The 24,737-nt window shown below is 45.9% G+C and carries 25 protein-coding genes and 4 pseudogenes; 8 read left to right on the top strand and 21 right to left on the bottom strand.

The window, feature by feature from the left end:
• Window positions 1-80 precede the first annotated feature (80 nt).
• The 3 genes from GN277_RS02780 to GN277_RS02770 all read left to right on the top strand — a co-directional run bounded on the left by GN277_RS02780 (window position 81) and on the right by GN277_RS02770 (window position 1,721).
• Window positions 81-791 (top strand): hypothetical protein, encoded by a 711-nt coding sequence (locus GN277_RS02780; RefSeq protein WP_159749641.1) that lies wholly within the window; start codon window positions 81-83, stop codon window positions 789-791.
• A 163-nt stretch (window positions 792-954) separates the two neighbouring features.
• Window positions 955-1,149, top strand: a complete 195-nt coding sequence (locus GN277_RS02775; protein WP_159749639.1) for a 4Fe-4S binding protein — start codon at window positions 955-957, stop codon at window positions 1,147-1,149.
• Entirely contained in the window at window positions 1,149-1,721 is a 573-nt protein-coding gene (locus GN277_RS02770) for a 4Fe-4S binding protein (RefSeq protein ID WP_159749637.1), read from the top strand. Before GN277_RS02775 ends, GN277_RS02770 begins: the two co-directional genes overlap by 1 nt.
• On the opposite strand, the gene GN277_RS02765 is transcribed toward GN277_RS02770, so the two are convergent.
• The 3 genes from GN277_RS02765 to GN277_RS02755 are packed head-to-tail and all read right to left on the bottom strand — an operon-like array spanning window position 1,718 to window position 4,854.
• Complete coding sequence (locus GN277_RS02765; protein WP_159749635.1) at window positions 1,718-2,392, bottom strand: Crp/Fnr family transcriptional regulator; 675 nt, start codon at window positions 2,390-2,392, stop codon at window positions 1,718-1,720. The two genes, GN277_RS02770 and GN277_RS02765, sit on opposite strands and share 4 nt — an antisense overlap.
• Before the next feature lie 15 nt (window positions 2,393-2,407).
• Window positions 2,408-4,216 carry a glycoside hydrolase family 2 protein gene (locus GN277_RS02760; protein ID WP_159749633.1) on the bottom strand — a complete coding sequence of 603 codons (1,809 nt, stop codon included), beginning with the start codon at window positions 4,214-4,216 and terminating at the stop codon, window positions 2,408-2,410.
• Window positions 4,217-4,230: 14 nt separating this feature from the next.
• Window positions 4,231-4,854, bottom strand: a complete 624-nt coding sequence (locus GN277_RS02755; protein WP_159749631.1) for a 4'-phosphopantetheinyl transferase family protein — start codon at window positions 4,852-4,854, stop codon at window positions 4,231-4,233.
• 178 nt (window positions 4,855-5,032) lie between these two features.
• Between GN277_RS02755 and aroF the strand changes: the two genes are divergently transcribed.
• The 4 genes and pseudogenes from aroF to GN277_RS31985 all read left to right on the top strand — a co-directional run.
• The gene (gene aroF / locus GN277_RS02750) at window positions 5,033-6,046 is read left to right on the top strand and encodes a 3-deoxy-7-phosphoheptulonate synthase (RefSeq protein ID WP_159749629.1); all 1,014 of its coding nucleotides are present in this window, start codon (window positions 5,033-5,035) and stop codon (window positions 6,044-6,046) included.
• A gap of 9 nt (window positions 6,047-6,055) precedes the next feature.
• Window positions 6,056-7,120 (top strand): 3-dehydroquinate synthase, encoded by a 1,065-nt coding sequence (gene aroB / locus GN277_RS02745; protein WP_159749627.1) that lies wholly within the window; start codon window positions 6,056-6,058, stop codon window positions 7,118-7,120.
• Window positions 7,121-7,160: 40 nt separating this feature from the next.
• A complete protein-coding gene (locus GN277_RS02740; RefSeq protein ID WP_159749625.1) occupies window positions 7,161-7,904 on the top strand; it encodes an SDR family NAD(P)-dependent oxidoreductase in 744 nt (247 codons plus the stop codon).
• A gap of 188 nt (window positions 7,905-8,092) precedes the next feature.
• Window positions 8,093-8,251: pseudogene (locus GN277_RS31985) on the top strand (AAA family ATPase); the annotation flags it as partial.
• A 76-nt stretch (window positions 8,252-8,327) separates the two neighbouring features.
• On the opposite strand, the gene GN277_RS02730 reads toward GN277_RS31985, so the two are convergent.
• The 8 genes and pseudogenes from GN277_RS02730 to GN277_RS02700 form a co-directional block, all read right to left on the bottom strand.
• Window positions 8,328-9,335 carry an ABC transporter permease gene (locus GN277_RS02730; RefSeq protein WP_159749623.1) on the bottom strand — a complete coding sequence of 336 codons (1,008 nt, stop codon included), beginning with the start codon at window positions 9,333-9,335 and terminating at the stop codon, window positions 8,328-8,330.
• A 3-nt stretch (window positions 9,336-9,338) separates the two neighbouring features.
• Window positions 9,339-10,331: an ABC transporter permease gene (locus GN277_RS02725; protein ID WP_159749622.1), complete on the bottom strand. Its 993-nt coding sequence runs from the start codon at window positions 10,329-10,331 to the stop codon at window positions 9,339-9,341.
• On the bottom strand, window positions 10,328-11,179 hold the full coding sequence (locus tag GN277_RS02720; RefSeq protein ID WP_159749620.1) for an ABC transporter ATP-binding protein: 852 nt from the start codon (window positions 11,177-11,179) through the stop codon (window positions 10,328-10,330). The genes GN277_RS02725 and GN277_RS02720 overlap by 4 nt, the downstream gene beginning before the upstream one ends.
• Window positions 11,176-11,328, bottom strand: a complete 153-nt coding sequence (locus tag GN277_RS29255; RefSeq protein WP_204162692.1) for a hypothetical protein — start codon at window positions 11,326-11,328, stop codon at window positions 11,176-11,178. The genes GN277_RS02720 and GN277_RS29255 overlap by 4 nt, the downstream gene beginning before the upstream one ends.
• Window positions 11,329-11,434: 106 nt before the next feature.
• On the bottom strand, window positions 11,435-12,511 hold the full coding sequence (locus tag GN277_RS02715; RefSeq protein ID WP_159749618.1) for a sensor histidine kinase: 1,077 nt from the start codon (window positions 12,509-12,511) through the stop codon (window positions 11,435-11,437).
• A gap of 3 nt (window positions 12,512-12,514) precedes the next feature.
• A complete protein-coding gene (locus GN277_RS02710; protein WP_159749616.1) occupies window positions 12,515-13,177 on the bottom strand; it encodes a response regulator transcription factor in 663 nt (220 codons plus the stop codon).
• A 61-nt stretch (window positions 13,178-13,238) separates the two neighbouring features.
• Window positions 13,239-15,590, bottom strand: a complete 2,352-nt coding sequence (locus tag GN277_RS02705) for an ABC transporter permease (RefSeq protein WP_159749614.1) — start codon at window positions 15,588-15,590, stop codon at window positions 13,239-13,241.
• A pseudogene (locus tag GN277_RS02700) lies at window positions 15,587-16,271 on the bottom strand (ABC transporter ATP-binding protein). The gene GN277_RS02705 and the pseudogene GN277_RS02700 overlap by 4 nt, the downstream one beginning before the upstream one ends.
• Before the next feature lie 271 nt (window positions 16,272-16,542).
• On the opposite strand from GN277_RS02700, the gene GN277_RS02695 reads away from it, so the two are divergent.
• Window positions 16,543-17,421 carry an Rpn family recombination-promoting nuclease/putative transposase gene (locus GN277_RS02695; protein WP_159749612.1) on the top strand — a complete coding sequence of 293 codons (879 nt, stop codon included), beginning with the start codon at window positions 16,543-16,545 and terminating at the stop codon, window positions 17,419-17,421.
• A 69-nt stretch (window positions 17,422-17,490) separates the two neighbouring features.
• Here GN277_RS02695 and GN277_RS02690 read toward each other — a convergent pair whose 3' ends face one another.
• The 10 genes and pseudogenes from GN277_RS02690 to GN277_RS02645 all read right to left on the bottom strand — a co-directional run bounded on the left by GN277_RS02690 (window position 17,491) and on the right by GN277_RS02645 (window position 24,612).
• A complete protein-coding gene (locus GN277_RS02690) occupies window positions 17,491-18,633 on the bottom strand; it encodes a sensor histidine kinase (protein ID WP_244324565.1) in 1,143 nt (380 codons plus the stop codon).
• Window positions 18,634-18,716: 83 nt separating this feature from the next.
• Window positions 18,717-18,923 (bottom strand): annotated as a pseudogene (locus GN277_RS02685) (winged helix-turn-helix domain-containing protein); the annotation flags it as partial.
• Entirely contained in the window at window positions 18,905-19,048 is a 144-nt protein-coding gene (locus GN277_RS31085; RefSeq protein WP_159749608.1) for a hypothetical protein, read from the bottom strand. The pseudogene GN277_RS02685 and the gene GN277_RS31085, both read right to left, overlap by 19 nt.
• A 267-nt stretch (window positions 19,049-19,315) precedes the next feature.
• Window positions 19,316-19,759 (bottom strand): hypothetical protein, encoded by a 444-nt coding sequence (locus GN277_RS02675; protein ID WP_159749606.1) that lies wholly within the window; start codon window positions 19,757-19,759, stop codon window positions 19,316-19,318.
• Between the two features lie 78 nt (window positions 19,760-19,837).
• The gene (locus GN277_RS02670) at window positions 19,838-21,157 is read right to left on the bottom strand and encodes a sensor histidine kinase (RefSeq protein WP_244324564.1); all 1,320 of its coding nucleotides are present in this window, start codon (window positions 21,155-21,157) and stop codon (window positions 19,838-19,840) included.
• Window positions 21,154-21,870 carry a LytR/AlgR family response regulator transcription factor gene (locus GN277_RS02665; protein WP_159749604.1) on the bottom strand — a complete coding sequence of 239 codons (717 nt, stop codon included), beginning with the start codon at window positions 21,868-21,870 and terminating at the stop codon, window positions 21,154-21,156. The genes GN277_RS02670 and GN277_RS02665 overlap by 4 nt, the downstream gene beginning before the upstream one ends.
• A 108-nt stretch (window positions 21,871-21,978) precedes the next feature.
• Window positions 21,979-22,680: an L-ribulose-5-phosphate 4-epimerase gene (locus GN277_RS02660; protein ID WP_159749602.1), complete on the bottom strand. Its 702-nt coding sequence runs from the start codon at window positions 22,678-22,680 to the stop codon at window positions 21,979-21,981.
• An 18-nt stretch (window positions 22,681-22,698) separates the two neighbouring features.
• Complete coding sequence (locus GN277_RS02655; protein WP_159749600.1) at window positions 22,699-24,294, bottom strand: xylulokinase; 1,596 nt, start codon at window positions 24,292-24,294, stop codon at window positions 22,699-22,701.
• A gap of 12 nt (window positions 24,295-24,306) precedes the next feature.
• A pseudogene (locus tag GN277_RS31980) lies at window positions 24,307-24,478 on the bottom strand (L-arabinose isomerase); the annotation flags it as partial.
• A complete protein-coding gene (locus tag GN277_RS02645; protein ID WP_159749598.1) occupies window positions 24,433-24,612 on the bottom strand; it encodes a hypothetical protein in 180 nt (59 codons plus the stop codon). The pseudogene GN277_RS31980 and the gene GN277_RS02645, both read right to left, overlap by 46 nt.
• Window positions 24,613-24,737: the final 125 nt, after the last annotated feature.

Below are 24,737 nucleotides of genomic sequence, written 5' to 3'. Positions count from 1 at the left end.
CCAGTCAACTAAACTTCCCAACACTCTTAAAGTTTCTGCCATTTCTTCCGATATATTAATATAGTAAGGAGGAATATCACATGAGATTAAATTTTTCACCATCATTACAGATTAACAATCTTTTTCAATCATATCAAATTAACCGAAGCGCAGCCAACAAAGCCGGTGTAAGCACTACCGAATCCTCCGAAGAAGCGCGGAGGGACACTTTTACCCTTTCTGCCAGAGGCAAAACCATGGATTTGATTAACAGCCTTATGAAACAGAAAATGGACATTACTGACCGTAAGAATTCTCTGATTGCCTCAACTATAGAGAAGGGTTCTTCAATGGAAACCATCAAGTCTCAATTAGAGGCCTATGACGAACAGCTTGAGAATATTGATGTGCAGATATCCCAGGCAATGACAAGAGAGCTTGAGAAGAAGGAGGAAAAAGAGAATTCAGATAAAGAGCCCAAGACGCGGGAAGAACTTCAGAATGAACATATGACCGACATTGTGACTCTTTCTGGCGATGTACGTAATATCAATATGCTTGACTCTGTTAAGACCAAAGTAGACAACAGAATCAAGATTCTTGAATCCGAGATATCCCTTGACAACGAACGACAGGGAGCGGCAGATTTCAAAAAGGAAGAACTGTCTGAACTCAAAAAGAAGTCCGCAGAGCTTGCATCCGATATCGGTTCACGGACGGTGGATATTGCGGAGGATATAGATGAGAATAATGAGGAAACGCCTGTAGAGAATTCTGAGGAAAATGATAATACAGACGGTTTGTATAACTGACAATTTATCCAGATTAGAACATCCTTAGCTGTGGGCTGCAACTCATGGCCAGGGATGTTTTTGTATGTTCAATAACTAAAGACGCTGTGACTTTGTCACTGAATAAATAATGATCTATCTGTATACTGAATAACACTGAATAAAAAGAAAAAGGAGATTTGTCATGGCAAAAAGAAAGGCAGTTGTGAGCCTTCAAGACTGTGTCGCCTGTGGATGCTGCATGAAGATTTGTCCAAGAAACGCTATTTCTATTCCAAAAGGCATCTGCGCCGAAATCGACAGCGAGTTATGTGTTGGATGCGGAAAATGTGCGAAGGAATGTCCCGCAAGCATTATTACATTGGAGGTGATGGAGTAATGAAGAAAAAGAAGAAATGGTATGATTATCTCTGGCTCGTTTCCCTTACCTATCTGATTCTGGGATTTTTCAATATCCTTTTTGCATGGCTGGGACTTCTCTGCTTTTTTATCCCGCTTATCATAGCGATTGTAAAAGGCAATAAAGCCTACTGTAATAAATACTGCGGCAGAGGACAGTTATTCTCCCTTATAGGAGGCAGCTTCGGATTATCCCGAAAGAAAGATATTCCCAAGTGGATGAAGTCAAAATATTTCAGGTACGGATTTTTAATTTTCTTCTTTGCCATGTTCTTTCTTATGTTATGGAACACCTGGCTGGTATTTGCAGGAACCAAAGATTTAAAAACTGTGGTAACCCTTCTGTGGACCTTCAAGCTCCCATGGCACTGGGCTTATCATGGCACTCTGTTTTCTGACGGCGCCGCACAGTTTGCCTTCGGTTTCTATAGCGTGATGCTTACCTCCACCGTGCTTGGATTCCTTACCATGCTCTTATTCAAGCCCCGTTCCTGGTGTGTATACTGCCCCATGGGAACAATGACGCAGCTTATATGCAAAGTAAAAAACTAGAGGGTTAATTTACGGAGGCGTTTCTTATCCAGGATTTTAACGCCTCCCCTTAATACCTCCACAATACCTTCGCTGGCAAAATATTTCAACATTCTTGATACAACCTCACGGGCAGAGCCCATATATCTGGCAATCTGCCCGTGGGTCAATGTAATAATATCTGAACCGGTTCTTGCCGATTCGTCTGAAAGAAAAATAGCAAGTCGTTTATCCATGCTCATAAATAAAATCTGCTGCATCACCCACATAACATCTGAAAATCGGCCAACCGCAGTCTCAAGGGCAAATATTTTAACTGCCGGATTACGCTCTGCCACCAGCGCAAAGGCCGGCCCGCTGATAACGCAGCACTTACTGTCTTCTTCCGCATCTACAAACACATCAAAGGTAATAGCATCAAGCACACAGGAGGCAGACAGCATACACATATCCCCTTTGTGCAGACGGTAAAGCGTAATATCCTTTCCCTCATCCGACAACATATATAGTCGAAGGCTTCCTGAATGAACCAGAATTACACCAGAGCATTCACTGCCGTCATGTATATTTTTCCCCTTGGGGTAAGTAAAAATATCGGAATTCTGACATAAATATTCTCTGTCTGCCTCCAAAATACTGCCCCAAAAAGGAAAAACGTCTTTATAGACAGCCTCAAACCTTGCCCTTTTCATAACTTTACACCCTCTCTAAAAAAGCATCCGTTGTTTCATCTTCTCATTCAATCCCCGCACTGTCCCCGCCTTAAGCTTAAGCACCTCTCGGTCATACGTTAAGATTCCGTTGGTTTCCTCCTCTACATCCGACAACTGCGTATACACAATCGCTGATAACCCTTTTTCGATATTCGGAAGTATCTCCCTCTCAATCCACTGTCGATATCCCCTGGTCAACTCCGATTTCTTCCGATAAATCCGGTATCCATAAACCTTCCTGTACATATGATGCCCCTGTATACTTAGGGAATATCCCCCGAACTCGGTTAGCGCCGTTACTCGCTTCTCCGCCTTTATATGCAGCGGAAAGAAATAATCATGGATACTTCTCACATCTCCGCCGCCCTGGTCAAACCAGCCGCTTGCCTGGTCAATCAGCCTGCTTTTGTCCGCCTCCCTGGCAATCTGCGTCACGGCTTCTCCATGAAACTGTCCCCATCCTTCATTAAAAATTACCCATGTCACCACGGACGGATGGTTATAAAGGATGTGTATCGTCTCACGCAGCTCTGAAACAAACTGGCGCCTTCCTCTCTCATCCCTCCTCCCAAGAAGCCCAAGCATGGAATCCTGCATCCGAAGGTGAAAATACTCCATGGCTGTTGCCAGATACGTCACATACCAGGACTGATATCTCCTGCCGCCATTCACCATATCCTGCCACACCAACATTCCGATTCGGTCACAGTGATAATACCACCGCTGGGGCTCAAGCTTGACATGCTTCCTTATCATATTGAAGCCAAGCTCCTTCATAGCTCGGATATCATAAACCATCGCCTCATCACAGGGCGGCGTATACAGTCCCTCCGGCCAGTATCCCTGATCCAGCACTCCACACTGAAAATATGGCTGGTTATTTAGAAATATTCTTGGAATACCTCCTCCATCCTTCTCCACGCTGATCTTGCGCATAGCAGCATAACTTTTGGCGTGGTCCCTGCCTGCCGTAACCTCAATATCATATAGAAATGGGTTTTCCGGACTCCAACTGCGCATATCCGAAATTGGAATCCGAATATCCTGGCCAGCATGCCCTTCTATCTGGAATGGCTGTGTATCTTTGGAGGATATCGTAACTGCAACTTTACTCCCAGACTCCCAAGCCCCCTGGTTCACCAAAGAGCCAGAAGGCAGACGGGTTTCGACCATCTTCACTTTCACAAGAAACGCCGACTCATCATACAGCGGCGTCACCGTAAGCTCCTTAATATATGTATCCGGCACCTTCTCCATCCATACCGTCTGCCAGATACCGCTCTGTGCCGTATAGAACATACCGCCCCGTTTCAGCTTCTGCTTCCCCCTGCTATAGTAGAACGTATCACTGTAATCTCGTACCTGCACTGTAAGTTCGTTCTTCCCCACCTGCAAGAAATCCGTTACATCCACAGAAAAGGGCAGATAACCGCCAAGATGGCGCTTTACCACTTTTCCATTGACAGACACGACGGCATATTGATCCACCGCCCCAAAATGTAAAAGCCACCTTCCTTCTGTCACGGCAAATATCTCCTCAGGCAATGTCCTGTGATACCATAGGCTTTCACGAGGCTTTAACTGCCTTCTTACTCCAGAAAGCCAAGCCTCCGGCGAAAACGGCACCAGAATTCGCCCGTCATAGGATTTAAGCTTCTCCCCTTCCCTTGTAATCCCATAATCCCAATAACCGTTCAGATTCACATAACTCTCTCTTTGAAGGAGAGGGCGTGGATATTCCGCAAGAACATGCTCGCTGTCAATCCTCTCCGCCCACTTTGTTTTTAACTGCCTTGCTCTCATATAGTGCCTCCAATCTACAACCGCAGTACATGAAGCTGCCCGTCAATCTCATGGTCTGTCGTACAGACCGCAATTCGGGCATTGACCGCCTTCTCCCCATACTCCTGGTAAACATACTCCTCAGGATACTCCTTAGGCTTTCGCAAAAGGACTGGCGTATCCGCCTCGTTCCATCCAATCTCAAACGAACGCATATCCATCGCCATCCCCTGCCGCGTCGCCTTCATAAAGCTCTCCTTCAAAACCCAGTACCGATAGAACATTCGTACCCGTTCCTCTCCCTCCTTCCTCATAATATGTTCATACTCACTCTGGCAGAAGAATCTCTTCGCCACTGGCTGCCGGAATTCCTTAATCTCTTCCAGGTCACACCCCACCTTAACCCCAGGCTGGTCGCTAAACGCACAGAGCGCATAGCCTCCTGAATGAGATAGATTAAACACAGCGTCTTCCCCTAATGCATACTGTGCTCTCACCCTTCTCCAGAGACTCCATACCCCCGCGCTCTCCGCTTTGCCCTTCGCAAAGCAATACTTGTCTGCCTTTTTCCTGCGCCAGTCAGGTAATTCCTGATAATACTGCCGATATACGCTCTCCTCCAATAAAGGCGTAATATCCGCAAGCCATACTTTTACCATTGTACATCCATCCTCTCTATTTATTTATTATAACATAGAATCCCATAAAAATATCGAAAAAGTGTTGACAACCACATTTCAATGCGGTAGTATAAATTCTAGTTTCACACTTTAAACAGCTAAAATTTTACAGTATAAATATTTTATTTATTATTCTACATATGGAGGATTACTGATTATGATTATTGTGCTAAAACCCCGTTCTACCCACGACGACCTCATTCGTGTAGAGCAGATGGTAAAAAGAAGGGGACTGGACACCCACATCGTAGAAGGCTCTGACATGACGATTATCGGATGTATCGGAGACACCACACGGATTGACTCTAAACTTTTTGAGGTGGACTCTGCCGTTGAAAAAGTCATGCATGTCCAGGAGCCTTACAAACTGGTGAATCGAGCATTTCACCCTGAAGATTCCATCGTCAACGTCTCCGGCGTGAAGGTGGGAGGCAACAGCCTTGCTATGATTGCCGGCCCCTGCTCTGTAGAATCTTTTGAACAGGTGCTTGAGATTGCAGAATCAGTCAAGGCAAGCGGCGCCAATATGCTAAGAGGCGGTGCATTCAAGCCGCGGACCAGCCCCTATTCGTTCCAGGGCCTGGGTTTAGAAGGGCTTGATATCTTATGTGCGGTGAAAAAAGAAACCGGTCTTCCTATTGTGACAGAGCTAATGTCTCCCGACTATCTGGATGTCTTCAATGAAAAGGTTGACCTGATTCAAATTGGCGCGCGCAACATGCAGAATTTTGACCTATTGAAGCAGTTAGGGCAGTTAGACCGCCCCATCCTGCTAAAAAGAGGGCTGAACGCAACTTATGAGGAATGGGTCATGTCCGCAGAATACATCATGGCCTCCGGCAATGAGAATGTCATCCTTTGCGAACGCGGAGTACGTACCTTTGAGTCCTACACACGGAATACCCTGGATCTTCAAAGCATCCCTGTTGTGCGCAAGCTCACCCACCTGCCGATTATCGTGGATCCAAGTCACGCAGGAGGCAAATGGTGGCTGGTAGAGTCCATGGCAAAGGCCTCCATCGCTGCCGGCGCAGACGGACTTATGATAGAAGTACACAATAATCCTGAGTGCGCCCTATGCGACGGCGCCCAATCCCTCAAACCGGATAAATACGGCTCTATGATTCAGGAAATTACCCAGATTGCAAAAGTAATCGGAAAAACTCTCTAGGAGAAGCCTATGAAATTAACGGTAAATTTAGGAAAAGACAGCTATCCCATTTATATTGAAAATAATCTGTTAAAACATGCCAATTCCTTAATCGGGGAAATATTTTCCGGCAGACGGATTATGATTATTTCGGACGATAATGTTTATCCCCTTTACGGACAAATGCTTACAGAACAATTATCCGCAGACTATGACTTAAGCCATCTTGTACTACCCCACGGGGAAGGAACCAAAAGCTTCCAGACACTTCCTGTCATTTATGGCGCATTACTTAAAGCAAGGATTTCCAGAAGCGACTTGATTATTGCCCTTGGCGGAGGGGTAATCGGAGATTTGGCAGGGTTTGCAGCGTCAAGCTTCTTAAGAGGCGTAAAATTTGTCCAGATCCCCACCTCCCTTCTCGCCCAGGTAGACTCATCTGTAGGCGGCAAGGTGGCGGTAGACCTGCCGGAAGGGAAAAATCTGGTAGGTGCATTTTACCAGCCCAAACTGGTGCTCATTGACCCCTTGGTTCTGGACACGCTGAATCCCCGATTTATCAATGACGGCATGGGAGAAGTAATCAAGTATGGCTGTATCAAGGACTCTGAACTGTTTTGCACACTGGAAGCCCACAGCTCATTCACAGAGCTAAAAGAAGAACTCCCCTCCATCATCCATAGGTGTGTTGATATTAAGCGGGTTGTGGTGGAGCATGACCAGTTCGACACAGGAGAAAGGATGCTTTTGAATTTCGGGCATACCCTTGGACATACGATTGAGCAATATTACCATTACGAACGGGAAAGCCACGGAGAAGCCGTTGCTATTGGCATGTATCAGATTACAAGGCTTTCGGAGGACCTTGGAATAACCGCCGGCAAGACCTCCCTACGTATCCGAAAACTATTAGAGGCTTACGGTCTTCCATATGAATGTGGACTTCCAATTCAAGAATTGCTTCATGCAATCGCAGTTGATAAGAAGAATCTGAATAATAGACTGAATGTGATTCTGCTGCATAACATTGGCTCCAGCTATATCCATCCAACGACATCAGCATTTTTTAGCCGAGAAAGTAACTATATCATCTAGTCCCTATACCAGTTTGGCTATGAATCAGGAGGTATTTATCATGAGATTAGAAGGAAAAATCGCAATTATAACCGGCGCCGGAAAAGGAATTGGGCGCGAGGCGGCATTAGCAATCGCAGCCGAAGGCGCAGTCGTTGTGGCCGTCGCCAGAACCCTGTCAGATTTGGACGAAACCGTAACAATGATTAAAGACAAGGGCGGCTTCGCCATCTCCCTTTCTCACGACCTCACCGTAGGAGCAGAAGTACAGGCAATGGTGGATGAAGTCATGGAAAAATATGGAAAAATAGACATTCTTGTCAACAATGCCGGCGGATACCCGTCAGAGATTTATAAAAATATTGAACATCAGGCGATTAAGCTCTGGGAGTGGTCCGAAGAACAATGGGAGCAGATTATCAAGACAAATCTGCGCATTCCCTTCCTGTGTATGAACAAGGTTCTTCCGGTCATGATTCAGCAGAAGGGCGGAAAGGTTGTTAGCGTTTCCTCACGTATGGGAAGGATTGCCTCCCAGATGGGCGCATACGCCGTAGCTAAAGGGGCCATCATCACCATGACCAAGACTGCCGCTATCCAGACACAGGAATATGGCATCCAGGTAAACGCTGTGTCTCCCGGAATCGTAGACACGCCGGGACAACGGGTGTATAATCATTCCGTCGGGCAGGACGATATAAAAATGGGAAGCGCCGCTGACGTGGCAAAGGCAATCGTGTACCTGTTGTGTGACGCACCTGCGGTTATGACAGGGCAATCTATTGATCTGTTTACAACTGTATAATGTGCTTCAAATTTCGTTCTTGATTTGTTTACAATTAATTCTTATTTTTAACATACTTTCATCACAGTTATCGCCTATACTGTAATTGTTCGATAACACGAACAATAAAATTCTTTTTCATAACTTTTTCCTCAGGACTGCACTCCTCCCAATATGCAGTCCTTTTAAATTGTTCTTTTTGGCATTGAACAGGCCTTATCCGTGACCTGGTAAATTCAAGGGGAAGCGTAAATCTGTTTACAAGGCCCAGAAGGTTCGGGAAAAGCCTGAATATGAATATGCTGAAAAGTTTTTTTGAAATTGGAACAGAGCCTTCTTTATTTGACGGCTTGGAGATTTCAAAAGATATGGCATCATCATAAACCGCCTATACATCAGGGACTGCCGATTCAAGCGACAGTCCCTGATGTATAAGGGATATCATTATGCATTTCTCCTCCGTTGTCCGGACATCCCTACATAAAGCAAAAACCAGACGATACAATGGCTTATTAGAATAACCATATCCTTTACCTTTGCCGGATTGCCGGCTGACAAATCCATAATTCCCTCGAATGCCGCCTGTGAAGGAACCAGATAGCAGACATCAGACAGAAGCGGACGGCTGCCGCCCACAAGAAAGCTTAGAATTGGCACGGCAATAAACAAAAGCATGACAATCTTAATATAGACCATGCCAACCATAAGCCCTTCTGCCGCCCTGCCAATGATTAGGCCAAAAAGCGCCGCCACAAACCCAGAAAGGACAATCAAGGCCAGCATAACCAATGTGTTTTTCCCTGAAAGCCGAAAGCAGATACAGGCAGTAAGAGCTGCCGACAGACATCCGCAGATAAACCCAACGCTAATCTTCTGAAGCAGGTATTGACTGGGGCTCATGGGTAAAATCTCATTGACGCAAGCCACGCCGTCCTCTTTTTCAGAAATCATATTCACAGCATTAAACGTACAGCCCATGAACATTGCGACAATCAGCGTAACAGCTATAAACATATCCTGAAGCCCTGCCAATACCTCAGGCCGTTCTAAAACCTGTGGCTTCGCCTGTGCCAAACGCTTCCGGTGCCGGTAAAGGTCCGGAAGCTTCTCGGCCGTCTGACGGTACAGCTCCAGCTCATCGCCAGACACAATCGTTTTGATTTCATCCCCGTCGGCTTCCACACCAATCACATTGGTTGACGGTTCATTAATCCCATCCTCCATATCTTCTTGCGTCCCATAGACTATAACCGAACCATAGCGTTCCAGCCATGTAACCATATGGTCTGCCCCTTTGTCTTCCACAACGCCGAACTGGAAGCCTCCCAAGGAAGAAAAATCTATCTGCCCCACGAAATTCAAAGCCGCCGCCACAACAATGGGCAGTAAGAAGGTCATCAGGCAGAACTTATCACGAAGCACACTTTTCAACTGATAACGTAAGCCCTTCAAAAGTTATCCCTCCCTTCGCATTTCTCTGGAAAATACACGCTGGGCCCAGAGAAACAACAGCATAATCACCGACAGATAGGCCAGATAGTAATACAAGCTCACAGCAGCAGTCCCAAAGTATGCATTTTTCAATCCCATGTAAATATGGTAAAAGGGATGAAATCGAATCCAATCCCATTTTACCGCCGTATTTGCGGCTAAAAATACAGGCGACGCGGCAAATATGGCAATCACCAGATACGCAAGCGTAAACTGTCTAAAATCCTTCAAAAGAAGCGCACAGACCAATCCGGCCAGCGCCATCATCAAAGATAATAATCCCGTCTGAAGCAATACCTCAGGCAGTATGTACACAGTGTCAGCAGGCCCCACATTAAGCAGGGTAAGCAGCAGGGCAAAAATCAAATCTGACAGGAGAAAAATCACCAGCTTGGACAGCAGAAACACATTTTTCCGTATAGGGAGAATGGCGTGGACTCTGATCACTCCCATACTCTTTTCCTTAAACAGTACAGCGGCAATTCCCAGAAAACCAACGGCGGCAATCTCGAAAAACAAAAGCTCGCAGGTAATCTCTTTGCGCGCCCTTTGCTCAGGCGTACGAAAGCCGATTACCCTGGTATCAGCCTTCCCTGCCGGCAAAAGGAGAGAAAGCGCGTAGTCGGCGCGATGTCGGTCAGTCTCCTTATCCACTTCATAAAAGACCAGCCTCGCCTCTCCTGTACTGGCATCAATCCCCACACTGTTGGAATCATCCAATATCGCCTTCTCCAGCTCTTTCTGTGAGGATACCCTCCGAACCAACGTAGAAACCGTCTCTTGCTCTCCTGCCGGATCATACAGATACACATTGTATAGCTGTGCATCCATAAACCGAACATATCCAAAGTTCACATACAATGTATAAACAATTAAAAATGCCAGCGACATACTGAAAAATTTCCCAGAAGCCATAAGCCGGACATCCTTCTTGAGCAATGAGCAAAAATCTCTCATCCCGCAAGCCCCCTTCCCGTATACCGGATAAACACATCCTCCAAGGTCGGCTCGCCGGAATGAATACTGAGTATTTCATCATGGGGGAAGGATATTCCTGTTTCCAGTTCAGGAAATTTTAGTGATTTTTCTTCCCGCTTCCCCTGATATAGATAACTGACCGCAATACTGCGGCTGCTGTTCTGCTCCTTCAGATGCTTGGGCGTGTCTAACGCAACGATGTTTCCGCCTGATATGAACGCCACGCGGTCGCAAAGCAGATCTGCATCCTGCATATTATGGGTAGTCAGAAATACTGTCGTCCCTTTCTGGCGCTCATCCTCAATGATTTTGCGGAACAATACCGCGCCCGAAGGGTCAAGCCCGCTGGTTGGCTCATCCAGAAACAAAAGCTTCGGATTCCCAAGCAGCGCTCGCGCCATGCTCACACGCTGGCGCATCCCCTTTGAGTACGAAGCTACAGGCTTTTTAAGGAAATCCCGTTTAAACTCAAGCTTCTCCAATAACTCCTCTGCGTCCCGCAGTTGATTTTCAGGATAGAATGAGGAAAAGTATTTCAGATTATCCACAGCGCTCAGATTAGCGTAGAGATACGGGAATTCAAACAGCACACCGATTTTTTGAAAAAATTCCTGGTTATGTACCTCCCCAATATCCTTGCCAAACAGCCTCGCCTGGCCACCGTGCCCTTTCAGAATTCCGGTAAGAAGCTTCTGAGTGGTAGATTTCCCAGAGCCATTAGGCCCAAGGAAGCCAAATATTTCTCCCTCCTCAACCGTAAAATCCAGACCATGCAGCGCCTCTTTATCTTTCCCGTAAGAAAATGTCAGCTTCTTTACTTCAATCATTCCTCATCACCCCATCCTCCGGTCTGGCCGCGCTTCTTCTCTTGCTGTCGGTTACTCCACCATTTCATCCATTTTACCTTCAGTGGAATCACAACAATTAACACAAGCACCATAAGCAGCCACCAATACCACTCCATGCCTAAAAACATAACACCACTCCTTTTCATGAAAATATATTTGTTATAATGGCATTAGATTAAATGGCTGAAGTGAAATAGAAGTGGAGTTGGTGTGAAGCTGGTGTGAAATTATTTTTTAAGAAATGGTGGGAAAATAAAAGAAAAATTCAATTCCGCCTGCAACATTGCGCCCACCGTAATCGACATGATACATAGATAAAATCTGCGCGGTAATGGCAAGCCCTAGTCCTGAGCCTTTACGTTTTTGTTCCGGACTGCGGTAAAATTTATCCCATATTCTTGCAATCTCCTCCTCCTCTAACGGATCGCACTGATTGAAAACCGCAAAATGCAGACAATCCTTCTTGCAGCTCACAGACAGCCGAATCTCGCCGCCTGTCTGCACATATTTCTTTGCATTTCCAATCAGATTATCCAAGACCTGTTCTATCCGCTGTCTGTCAGCAGACACATAAACCTGCCCGTCTGGAAGCTCGTAAGAAAAAATATAGTCTGACTCCGGTACGTCAAGCAGAAGACGGCCGGCCACCGTCTCCACCAGCTCGACAAAATCAAACCGTTCTTCCGAAAGGCTGGCGGCGCCGGATTCTAATGCCGACAAATCCAAAAGGGTAACGAGCATCTGATCCATACGCTCTGTGGCTCTCAGAATCGAATGAATATAACGCTGCCGTTTCTTTGGCTCAGGTTCATCTTCAAGCCCTTCAGCATATGCACGAATCAAGCCGAGAGGTGTTTTCATCTCATGGGACAAGCTGTCAGCCAGCTCCTTCCTCTGTTCAAGCAAGATTCTCTCATACTCCACATCCTTCTCTAAGCGGGCATTTGCCGCCTCCAACCGATGAAGGGCATCCTGCAGATTGGAAAACATGGTATTCAGACTTTGAGACAGCTCGCCGAACTCGTCCCTGGTATTAACATCGCAATATGCCAAAAAATCCAACTCCGCCATCTGTCTCGCCGTATCGTTAATCTTGCTAAGGGGTCTGGAAATCATTTTCCCCAACAAAAAATCCACAGTCATAATTACTGCCACCAATAGCCCGAACCAGAGCCAGAAGCTAATATTCTTATTAACCGGTACCTTCTCCGTGACAAGGTAAAATACCACAATCGCGCCGCCCGACAGCTTAGACAGCGCCATGGTCTTACTGCGTATGGTTCTCAAATCGTTCAATCCTCGCTTCTTCATGCCTTACACCTCGAATTTATAGCCGGAACGAATCAAGGTCACAATATGGCGTCCCTCGGTTTTTAGCTTCTGCCGCAGGGTCTTGATATGCGTGTCCACAGTGCGGGTATTTCCCTCAAAATCATAACCCCAGATACGGTTCAAAAGCTGCTCGCGGGAAAATACCTGATTTTTATTTTGCATAAACAGATACAAAAGTTCAAACTCTTTGTGTGTCAACTCCACCAGAACGTCGTTGACCGTCATTTTCCGTTCGGACGGGTACAGAACAATACCGTCTGCCCGCAGCACATCCTGTGAAATGTTGCCGGAGCGTCGAAGCAGCGCGTTGACCTTCGCAAGCAGTATCTTGAGACTGAAGGGCTTCGTCACATAATCATCCCCGCCATATTCATAACCCCTAAGCTTATCCCCCTCGTCGCTTTTCGCTGTCAGAAACAGAATCGGCAGGTTATTCGCTTCCCTGGCAACCCTGCACACAGAAAAACCGTCCAAATGGGGCATCATAATATCCAGTATCGCCAAATCTACGGCATTATTTTTCAGAGCCAGAAGCGCGTCCATACCGTCGTCTGCCCTAATACACGTATGACCGCTGCGTTTCATATAATCCACAAGTATATTCTGCATCTCTTTTTCGTCTTCTGCAATTAGTATCACAGCCATTTTACATCACCCCTGCTTATTATAATGCACCCTGAAATACCGTGTAAATAAAAATGACCAATTATTCTCTGCTTATGGTATCTACCACGGTCATTCCTTTTATCCGCCTTGCCGGCCCCAGCACCGCCAGACACACAGACGAAGCCATAACCAATACAATCACCGCCATCTCCCAAATCGGAACCGTCCATGCTTCTCCCCACTTATTTGTCACCATGGTCCGAAACATGAACCAATTAAGTGGAACACCTGCCAGACACCCTAAGACAACGCCAAAGACCGTATATGTCAGGGTCTCGGCAAATACCATCCGTATTAGCTGTCTCACGGTCATTCCAATGGCACGCATTGCGCCATATTCCCGCATCTGCGCCGACACGCTCATGGCAATACAGTTAATGATATTAAAAAATGCGATTAAGGCGATAACGCCCAGAAAACCATAGAGAAAAATTGACATAGAATAGTATGCGCCCTTTGTTTCCTGGTTTTTCATTCGTTTATCAGAAAAAGCAATATTACTTCCACATTCCTGTTCAATCGCCCTTCGGATTCCCTTCACCTGCCCGTCGGTAACGTCTTTTTCAAGCTGTATGTCAAGCACCGTGTACCCCTTCTCTCCCGTAATCTCCTGGAACAACTCCTCTGAGCAGATCATTGTATTGGTCTTGTAATCCAGAACATCACTCACACACTCTATGACACCCGACACGCAAATTTCCTGTTCTTTCCCGCCTGCCGATACTAAAAGGCTGCTTCCGATATCAAAAGTATTTTCCTCTAAAAATACAGAAAGTACGCCCTCCCCGTCTATAACCTCCTTAAGCCTGCCTTCAATCAGTAAATCCTCCGCCATTATAAGATTAAGCTCGTCATAAGAGATGGCAACCACCTGCCTTTCGTCCGCCGGCAGCGTAAGAACTGCATAGCCCTTCCTAAATATGTTCTTTATTCCCTCATATTCCTCTAATTCTCTTACAAGCTCTGGGGGAATCTGATTCAGGCCTCCATCTCTGATATTGACGGCTATATCCGGCGCCGACGGACGCAAAGGCGTGACCGCATGGTTCATAAAATCAATAGCCGTACTAAACCCAAGGAATAAAATGATACTGAATGCAAACGAGCCTGTGACCAGAAGGAAATTCTTTTTACTGCCGGATGCATGATGAATTCCCAACGCCATATCAACCTTAAAGAGCCGTGTATGAGCCGCCCGTTTTGCAGCCTTCACCGTCCCCGCATTTCCAGAAACCGCCATAAGCGGCGACACCCCTGCGGCACGCTTGGCCGGAGAACGCGCAGCCAAAAGAACCGTAATAAAGCCCACAACAATCCCGACTCCTATTCCCAGATAACTGATTCCAAATACCGGAAGTCCGTCAAAAAGCCCTGGGCTTAAAAACCGCAGCATCCAGCATAAGCCCCATATCACTACCGTCCCTGCCGCCACCCCCGCAGGTATGGCCCCTTTGCACCAGCCGAGAGCTTCTCTGCGTACAAAGCGGACTACCTGCTTCCTGGTGGCCCCAAGGCAGCGCAGCATCCCGAAAAATTCAGTGCGCCTTACAATACTGCTGTTTATGCTTGCGGTTATCATAAGAATCCCGGCAATCACCACCAGTACCGCCAACATTCCGGCAATCAGGTAGAAGGATAACAGGTAGGAATCCCTGGTCTGAAGCATCATCATAAGAACCTTTACATTCTGCCGCACCTGCTCAGGCGCAAGTCCAAACTGGGCTTCAATCTCATCGATTGCCTTCTGAATATTACAAAACCTCCGAAACCGAACAAAATAAAGCCCTTCCCTGGCTGCCTCTGTTTCTTCTGAATGTAACGCCAGGAATCCGTCTGTGCTAAGAAATACACAGAAAGCATCCAGCTCTGCCGTCAATGCCGTATTCTTTGCAACTCCCGTAATTCGATACTGGCGTCTCTCCCCCTGAGGCGTGGTCATATCCACAGCTTCCCCAATCTGCACCTCCAACTGTTCCATTGCGTTTTCATTAAGAGCGATCTCCTGGGCATTTTCAGGAAACGTTCCCTCCGTAATCTGCGCATCCGGAAGCATTTCCTGAAATTCCCTGTCAAATCCGCAGATTCCTGTTTCGACTCCGCCAAGCTGATAACCGTCCTCTAAGTGGTAATTCAAGGTTCCATACCTTGCGATTTCCTCCACCTCCGGACGCTCTCTAAGCAACGCCCCCTGCTCATCCTCCATAGCAAAGGCCGCGTGCCAGCTTCCGTCCGTCTTAATTGCCTGAATATACTGAGAGCGCATCTCCATATCCGCCATTCCAAAGATAACTGTTACCAGAAATACCGCAAGAACAATGCAAAGCCTGGTCATACGATTCTGTTTCCGGTGCCGCTTTGCCGAGATTTTGATTAAGTCCAGATAATGCTTCATTCTGTCTCACCTCCCAGCTCCTTAAGCTCGCCGTCTGTAACCCGAAACACACGGTCCGCCGATGCCGTAAGCTTCATATTGTGGGTAATCATCAGAACCGTCTGCTGATAGTGGCGGGATGCCTTACACAGTAGGGCCATTACATCCTGGCTGCTCTGGGAATCCAGATTCCCCGTAGGCTCGTCGGCAAGGACCAGCGCCGGATGGGTGATGAGCGCGCGTCCGATTGCCACCCTCTGCTGCTGCCCTCCGGATAACTGCGCTGGCAGATGCCTCCGCCTGTTTTCAAGACCGAGCACCTCCAAAATCTCGTCCACCCGTTCCTGCTCCGGCTTCTTGTAATCCAGCAGAAGGGGGGAAAATAATGTTCTGCTCTACATCAAGCTCTGGAATTAAATGAAAGGACTGAAAGATAAATCCAATGTTCTGCCTGCGAAAGATGGTGCGCTCATTCTCTCCCATCGCGAATAAATCCCTTCCGCTTAAGAATACTTTTCCCTTGTCTGCCTCGTCAAGACCGCCGATACAATTTAAAAGCGTGCTCTTTCCAGAGCCGGAAACTCCTACGACTGCGCCGAACTCTCCTCTCTCCATGGAAAAGGACACCTGCTTTAGCGCTTCAACACGGGCTTCTCCTGTTCCATATACTTTGCTTAGGTTTTCTACTTTTAATATTTCCACTGATTACACCATTTCCTTTCTTAAATACTGCTCTGGAATATGCCCTTACGAACGTTTCACCGTCTTTTTCAGACATACCGCTTTATAGATACAAATAAATCATAGCATCTATCCCTTACATTCCGGTGAATCAGACCTTACAGTTTAGTAAGAATTTTGGCTGCCTTATTATTTGTCAATTATAAACTTAGTATTTTTTACTTGCAACCGTCCGGCAGCGTTGTATAATAAAAGTAGGTCGAAACATACTATTATGCAGAAAGGAAGTTTTATGGCTGAAAAAGATATTGCCGAAAAAACTTTAGAAGCATACAACGACGTATTCGCTGACATTGTCAATGTACTTCTCTTTAGTGGAAAACTTGTGGTAAAAGAGGACGATTTAGAAGAAGAAAGTCCTTATTCCAGTTACAAGGCCGACGGAAAACTCCACGCACAAGAGCGAGACGTTGCAAAGTACTGGCGTTTTGGACTGGTTCGTATTGCGTTTTACGGACTTGAAAACCAAACTGTCATCGATTCCGATATGCCCCTCCGCCTGTTCGGTTATGATGGGGCTGCCTATCGGGCTCAACTTTTAACAAATAAAAAAGCTGCTCGTTATCCAATCATCACATTAGTTCTTTATTTTGGATATGATAAATACTGGAATGTCCCAACAACACTTTATGACAGCTTATCAATTCCGGAAGAATTGAAGCCTTATGTAAATGATTACAAAATGAATCTTTTTCAGATTGCATATTTAAGTGATGAACAGGTGCAAATGTTTCAAAGTGATTTTCATATTGTGGCAGATTATTTTGTACAAATGCGTAAAAATCGCGACTATACTGCCCCTGATACTACAATGAAACATGTACATGAATTGTTGCAATTAATGTCTGTTATGACAAGGGATAACCGTTTCAAAGATGTATACAGTCCGGAGATGGAAGGAGGGAATACAAAAATGTGTGAAGTTCTTGATAAAATTGAAAACAGAGGAATCTCTAAAGGTATTACTAAAGGTGAAAATAATGCTTTCTCACTTGTGAAATTCCTGATTTCAAATAATCGTATAGACGATTTAGAAAAAGCCTCTGAAGATGAAGCTTACCGAAACAAACTTATGGCTGAATTATTCCCTAATAAGCCAGACGACAAATAATTTTACTCAGGAAGCGGCCTTTTCCTGTAAAGGCCAGCCGCTTCCTTCATTAATTGCATCGAAGCCCTTCTATATCAAAAAGTTTATCTTAAATATACTCCCCTCCCCAGGTCGGCTTTCCACAGAAATGCTTCCGCCCTGCCCCTCCACAATCCCTTTTGCAAGAGATAGCCCAAGCCCTGCCCCCTGCCTGTCACTGGAGGTTCTGCTTCGGTAAAACTGCTTGAAAATGTGATGAATATCCTCACTGGCAATACCGCATCCATTGTCCTCCACATTGAAACGAAAAACTGCCGGAGACTGCTTCCAAGATATCCGGATAACGCCTCCTTCTTCTGTATGATCTAACGCATTTTTTATAAGATTGCCGACTGCCTCCTTCGTCCAATCAGAATCACAGAAAAGAACCCCCTGGGGCTCCCCTTCCGTTAAAATCCGTTTCCCCTCCCGCCTTGCCCGTTCCAGCAAGTCACATACCGCCTGCTCAACAATTTCCGACGCAAAACATTTTTGTTTCTCAAATACAATATTTCCCGTATTCAGCCGCGCCATCTTAAGCAGCGACTGAACCAGATGTTCAATTCGTTCCAGAGACTGTGCGGATTTCCTGGAAAATTCCTTCACAACATCTTCATTTCCCGACTCCTCCATAATGATTTCCATATACATACCCAATGCCGCAATCGGCGTTTTTATTTGATGGGAAATATTTGATATCATATCTCTTAAAAACATTTTTGCCTTATACTCCATCTCACTTTTCGCCTGCAAAGACTGAGCAAGCTGTTCAATGCTTCCAAACAACTGGTAGATTGTCCCCGTCTCCCCTGCTGGCAGATGCATGGCGAACTGATTTTGGGCGTACCTGGCAATCACCTTCCCTGCATCTTCATATACTTGTTCTCTGTGCCGAAAAAACCTGGCGGCCCCAATCAATATAACCGCTGCAAATACAAGCCCTACACACAGCAATATCAAAATCAACGGAAGATATGTCTGCTCGGTAAGCAGCAGATAGCTATACGTCTGCTTGGTATGTCCGATTTTGTTAAGTAATTCTACCCCTTCTTCCGTCACCTCCCTGTGATTCCATGCAGCCGCCACTACCTCTGGCGAAACATCTGCCGCAAGCAGATAAGAAGCTGCCGCAAGCTCTCGATCTACAAGTATTCTCCTGATGTCCTGAGCTTGAAAAATACCGCATACTCCCAACAAACAGATTTGTGCTATACACGCTGTTACTAGAAATACATAAAATCTCCGTGTCTGTCTTTCATATAGAAACCTCAAGCCCCTCACTCCTTCCACTGGTAGCCGAAGCCCCGAACCGTTTTCAGATGTTTAGGCTTTGACGGGTCCTTTTCCAGTTTTTCACGAAGTCGGCGTACATATACAGATAAGGTATTGTCATCAACAAAATTTCCGGCCCCATCCCAGAGCTTGTCCAGAATCATACTGCGGGTGAGCACCCTTCCACTGTTTTTCAGAAGCAGGCAGAGAAGCCATCGAAAAAATATACGATCTGGCTGACATATACCACAGCGATAATATTGACGCAGTAAGCGACAGCTTCATCGAAGAAGCTCAACTGCCAGACGGCAGCTTTGACAATATCAAAGCCGCCCAATATGCAATTCCTAGCTATTGGGATATCGGCAAAGTATATAAGCGCCTAATCCTTGGAATATCGAAAGAAAAGGAAATCTCTGTCATAGATGCTCTATTTGAAGCCTACCATTCTTTTGTCAGCGATAAGATTGATGATTATAACAGCAGCTTCTATTATGATGCACCCCAGAATATTCTGTACACATTCCTGGACGGAAAATTAGAATAGCATCCAACAAAAAGAGAGTGTTGGGAACTCCTTGTATTCCCAGACACTCTCCTTTGCTTACTCATTCTCGAATGCTTTATACGCAATCCTATACCCCTTCTCATCGTCCTTCCAAAGCTCGTAGCATCCCGCCGATTCTTCGGACTCTGATTTCATGAACCGATCAAATTTGCCACGCAGCGCAGACATCTCGCCCTCCTCCGTCTGTGTGTCATTGGTCATCCACTCCTCTGCCATCACCCTCCTGCCCGACTGAAGCTCTTTCGTAATCTCCTCCAGCTTTTTCTCCAACACTTCAATACTTTCTTCCGAGGCCCCTGCATCGCCGGAGGTCCCCTTCATAAGCAGCAGAGAATTCTGAAGCGACTGCTTTTCCGTCTCCAGGGATTTGCGTTTCTTTTCTGCCGTTTTCATACCTCCTAAGCCAAGCCGGTTCGTCTGCCCGCCCTTCTTCATCATTTCCAATGGATTAACATAGCCTGGTTTTACGTTTTTTACCATAAACCTCCACCTCCGTATATATTTTCAATAAATATATCGGACAGCATGATATCTTTACAAGCAGGTTCTCGTAAACGGTCACTCTCCCTTCGCAAACGGCTTCATGCACAACAGCACAGTCAGCCTGAACGTGCCGCCGCCAGACTCAATCTCCATTGTTCCCTCGTATTTTTCTACCGTATGTTTTATGTTTTTCAATCCGGTACCATATTCTGGCTTACCATGTTTTAAATTCGTATTTTCAATCTCAATAACAAGAAAATGATACCGCTTCCGAACTATAAGGGAAATCTCTGGCTGTCTATTTTCCTTCATACACGCCTGTATCGCATTATCAAGTGCATTTGCCAGAATAATACACAGATCCATATTTTCCACGACGCAATCTGACGGAAGGTTCACATCATATTTTACTTGAATGCCATTTGACTTGGCAAAGCCTATCTTCTCATTTAACAATATATCTGCCGCTGGATTGCCCGTCTTAATGCCAATCAGCAGACGGTCAGAAACATCATGCAGATGCTCAAAATATTCCCTTGCCTCATCATATTTCTTCTCGCGAAACAGACCAGTCAGAACTAAAAAATGATTGTCAATATCATGCTGGAACCTGCGGTAATGCTCATTCCTCTTTTCTGCCTCCGCTAAATAGATACGCTGCTTCTTCACCTGGTCCTCTAAACTCTTTTGTTCTCTTTCCTGTATGGACAGTACAATAATCTTATGCACCAGCTTCAGAATAATGAAGAATATCACGCATGTCCCCAGAAGCCACGCTACTGCCCATAATACAGACTGTTCCTCAAAGAATCTATTTCCCATGGCTTCAGAATTCATCCACATATCCAGGCCAAGCCCGCTGCGAATTACCCATACAATAAATATACATGGCAGAAGAAGCGTATACAGATAAGATGAGATTCTCTGCTGACCCGTATCCCCATATTTCTTAGAAACATACCTCAATATGGCGGCAAGCATTAAAACCAACATACCGGATATGAGCATTTGAAGTACAATCCCCATACGCTTTTCCATCGTCTGTTCTGACAGCCAACGCATCAGAACCGTCTGAAAACCTTCCATAAAAGTAAAAAGCGTCAAAATAATCAGGGTCGGGGCAACCGCAGCGACCCACTTGAGCTTCAAAACGAATCGTGTAAAACATACAATAATACCTGTATGTAGAAGTAATCTGAGAACTCCCCCGCTTTGGTCATACATTACCCACAATGTAAGCAGGTCGCTTAACAGCACATAGGGCACCATAAACTTTTTCGCCCGAACTTTGGTAAAATTCTGAATGAAACAAAACTCTGCCAAAAAAAGGCAGCTATTAACGCACAACCACCAGACATAAAATCCGACTGAAAGCATCTGCCCTTGTTCCATCATATCACCTCATTTTTCAGGAACTCTAACAGGCTCTTCATAAATTCTGACTGTTTTCGTCTGGATATCATGATTTGTTCTCCATTTGTCAGAACAGCCGTCCCTTTTTCCTGACCTGCGACACAACTCATATTTACAATAAAACTTCTGTGACATCGAAAAAATCGCTCGTCCAATCTGGTTTCTAATACATCCAGCGTACCAAAATAGTCGAACGTACCTTGCGCCGTATGGATACTGACTCTATGGTTGAGTACCTCGCAATATAAGATATCGCGAACCAAAATCACATGGGCTTCTCCGGCTTTTGTAAGCGTCAATGTCTGATCGTCCACCTGCTTCGACCTTCGTATTGCCCTGTCCATAGCCACATACAGGCGTTCGTCTGTAACCGGCTTAAGCAGATAATGAACTGCTTCAACCTCAAACGCTTCCAGGGCATACTCTTGATAGGAGGTGATAAAAATAATGGGGCTTTTGCCGGAAATCTGCTTTGCCACCTCCATGCCATTAAGCCCCGGAAGCCTCAGATCTAACAGGATAATGTCAAAAGCGGCAGATTCTTTTAGCAGTTCTTCTCCTGACGTATAGGTTTTGATATTCGCAGTTAATCGTCTTTTCTTTATATATCTCTCTGCTTTTTTCCGTAATTCTTCTAATATATATGTCTCATCCTCGCAAATGGCTATCGCAAGCCTTTTGCTTATCTTTACCATCTACTTATTCTCCTCCATCAGGAATTCAATCGCATTCTTGTGGATCATTCCCTCCTGTGAAAAAACCAGCCTGCTGTTTCAGACTGGTTCCTCCTCGTATCTTCTCAATTATTTCCCTGGCTGGCCGTAATACGCATTAGCGCCATGCTTCCGGTAATAATGCTTATCCTGTAACTCCTGTGGCGCCGGCTTATTCTGCGGATTAATCATCTCACACCGCGCGGCCATCTTCGCCACCTCCTCTAATACAACCGCATTATGCACAGCCTCATGTGCATCCTTGCCCCAGGTAAAGGGTCCGTGGTTCTTGCACAGTACCGCCGGAGTAGCATTATAATCCAGCTTTTTCGCCTGGAATTCATCTGCAATCAAAACGCCTGTATTCTTTTCATACGCCTGGTCGATTTCTTCTTTTGTCAGATTCCTTACACAAGGAACCTCTCCGTAGAGATAATCCGCATGGGTTGTCCCGTAACACGGAATCCCTCTCCCTGCCTGCGCCCAGCTTGTGGCCCAGGAGGAATGAGTGTGCACGATGCCGCCCACCTCTGGGAAACGGTTGTACAAAACCACATGAGTATCGGTATCTGAAGAAGGATTGTACTCACCCTCCACCTTATTTCCATTCAAATCAACGACCACCATATCCTCCGGCGTCAGCTTATCATAATCCACGCCGCTTGGCTTAATCACAAACAGCCCCTTCTCGCGGTCAATTCCGCTTACATTTCCCCAGGTAAATGTAACCAGCCCGTATTTTGGAAGCAGCATATTAGCTTCATACACTTCCTTTTTCAGTTGCTCTAGCATAATCTTAACTCCTTTTTTCTAAATCAGGCTTTTAAGCGCCTCTTTCTCGATTGCCACACCCTTTTTGTATCTTTCTGTAAATACCTCGTATCCTTCCACATCCTTCGGGTCTGGTTCCATCCTGCTTCCTGCATTTCCTTCAAATACCTTCTTTGCCAGATAATCCTCCAGGTTCTCTCCCTCTGCCTTATTCTTCATATAAGCCGCCAGAAGCGCCACGCCCCAGGGGCCGCCCTCTCCTGCCGTCTCCATAACAGATACGGGTGCATTAATGGCTGCCGCAAGGATTCTCTGTCCGACGCCCTTTGTCTTAAACAGACCGCCGTGTCCCAGAATCGAATCAATCGCCACATCTTCTTCCTTCATGAGCAAGTCCATACCTACCTTGATTGCCCCTAACGCCGTAAACAGATTCACACGCATGAAGTTAGCCAGATTGAACTTACTCTCTGGTGACCTTACGAACAATGGACGCCCTTCATCCACACCTGTGATAAATTCTCCGGAGAGATAGCCGTAGGATAACAGACCGCCGCAGTCTGCGTCGCCCTCCAAGGCCTTATTGTACAGCGTCCCAAATAGCTGATTCATATCCACTTTTATTCCGAAGCTCTCTGCAAATTCTCGGAAAATCCCCACCCATGCATTCAAATCTGAGGTACAGTTGTTGGCATGTACCATAGCAACCAGGCTTCCATCCGGCGTGGTCACAAGATCAATCTCCGGATATACCTTCTTAAGCTCCTTCTCAAGCACTATCATGGCAAATACGCTGGTTCCGGCAGAAACATTTCCAGTACGCTTGGCAACGCTGTTAGTTGCGGCCATCCCTGTTCCGGCGTCGCCCTCCGGCGGACATAAGGGGATTCCCGCCTCAAGATTACCGCTTTCATCCAGAAGCTTTACGCCTTCTTCTGTCAATACGCCCGCTTCTTCTCCGGCAACCATAACCTTCGGCATAATATCTCTTAATTTCCATGGGAAATTCTTATCAGCCACCAGCTCGTCGAATTTCTGAACCATTTCCTCGTTGAAATCCTTCTTCTCCACATCAATGGGGAACATACCGGATGCGTCCCCGATACCCAGAGCCTTCACGCCTGTCAGCCTCCAGTGAATATAACCTGACAATGTCGTGAAATACGCTACATCCTTCACATGGTCTTCTCCATTCAAAATTGCCTGATACAGATGGGCAATACTCCAGCGAAGGGGAATATTATACTGGAATAAATCAATCAGCTTCTCCGCCGCCGGCCCTGTGGTTGAATTCCTCCAGGTACGGAAGGGAACCAGAAGCTTGCCCTCCTTATCAAATGCCATATATCCATGCATCATTGCGCTGAAGCCAATAGAACCGATCTTCTTAAGCGTTACTCCGTACTTATTCTGCACATCTGCCGCCAGGTTCTTATAGCTGTCCCGAAGCCCTGTCCAGATATCGTCCAACGAATACGTCCAGTTACCATTCTCCAACCGGTTCTCCCACTCGTGGTCCCCTGACGCAATCGGCTTATGGTTCTCGTCGATTAGAACCGCCTTAATCCTGGTTGAGCCTAACTCAATACCAAGGACTGCCCTGCCGCTTTCAATTACTTCTTTTACGTTGCTCATGCGTTGCTCCTCCTATTTGCGGTACGCGACACTGTTCCACACCAAGCTCGTTCTTGAACTGGCGGATTGTCGTGTCTTTGTCGATATAGACAGCCTCAATGCCCATATATACCGCCCAATCGCCCATTTTCTCGGAAGTCAGATCATAAGAGAACGCAGTATGATGCGCGCCGCCTGGAAGAATCCGATCTCGATTCCCTCCTGTACAGCTACATGCACTCTGAATTCCTTCTCACCTCTGAATTCCAAAAGTATCTCATACTTATCATAATATTCTTGAACCCGTTCGTCAATATCTCCTTTGGAAACAGCCTCCACTTCTGCTACGATTTTATTTTAATTTCTCCTTTTAACTTTTAAAAATTAAGGAAAAAGATTAGAAACAAAACCCCCAATTAAGGGATTGACATTCCCGTCCCCTTATGACATACTAATATCAAACC

The sequence above is a fragment of the Sporofaciens musculi genome, from assembly GCF_009830285.1.
Lineage (GTDB): Bacteria > Bacillota > Clostridia > Lachnospirales > Lachnospiraceae > Sporofaciens > Sporofaciens musculi.
The sequence above is the reverse complement of the archived record's forward strand: the minus strand, read 5'-3'. Positions and strand labels throughout refer to the sequence as shown.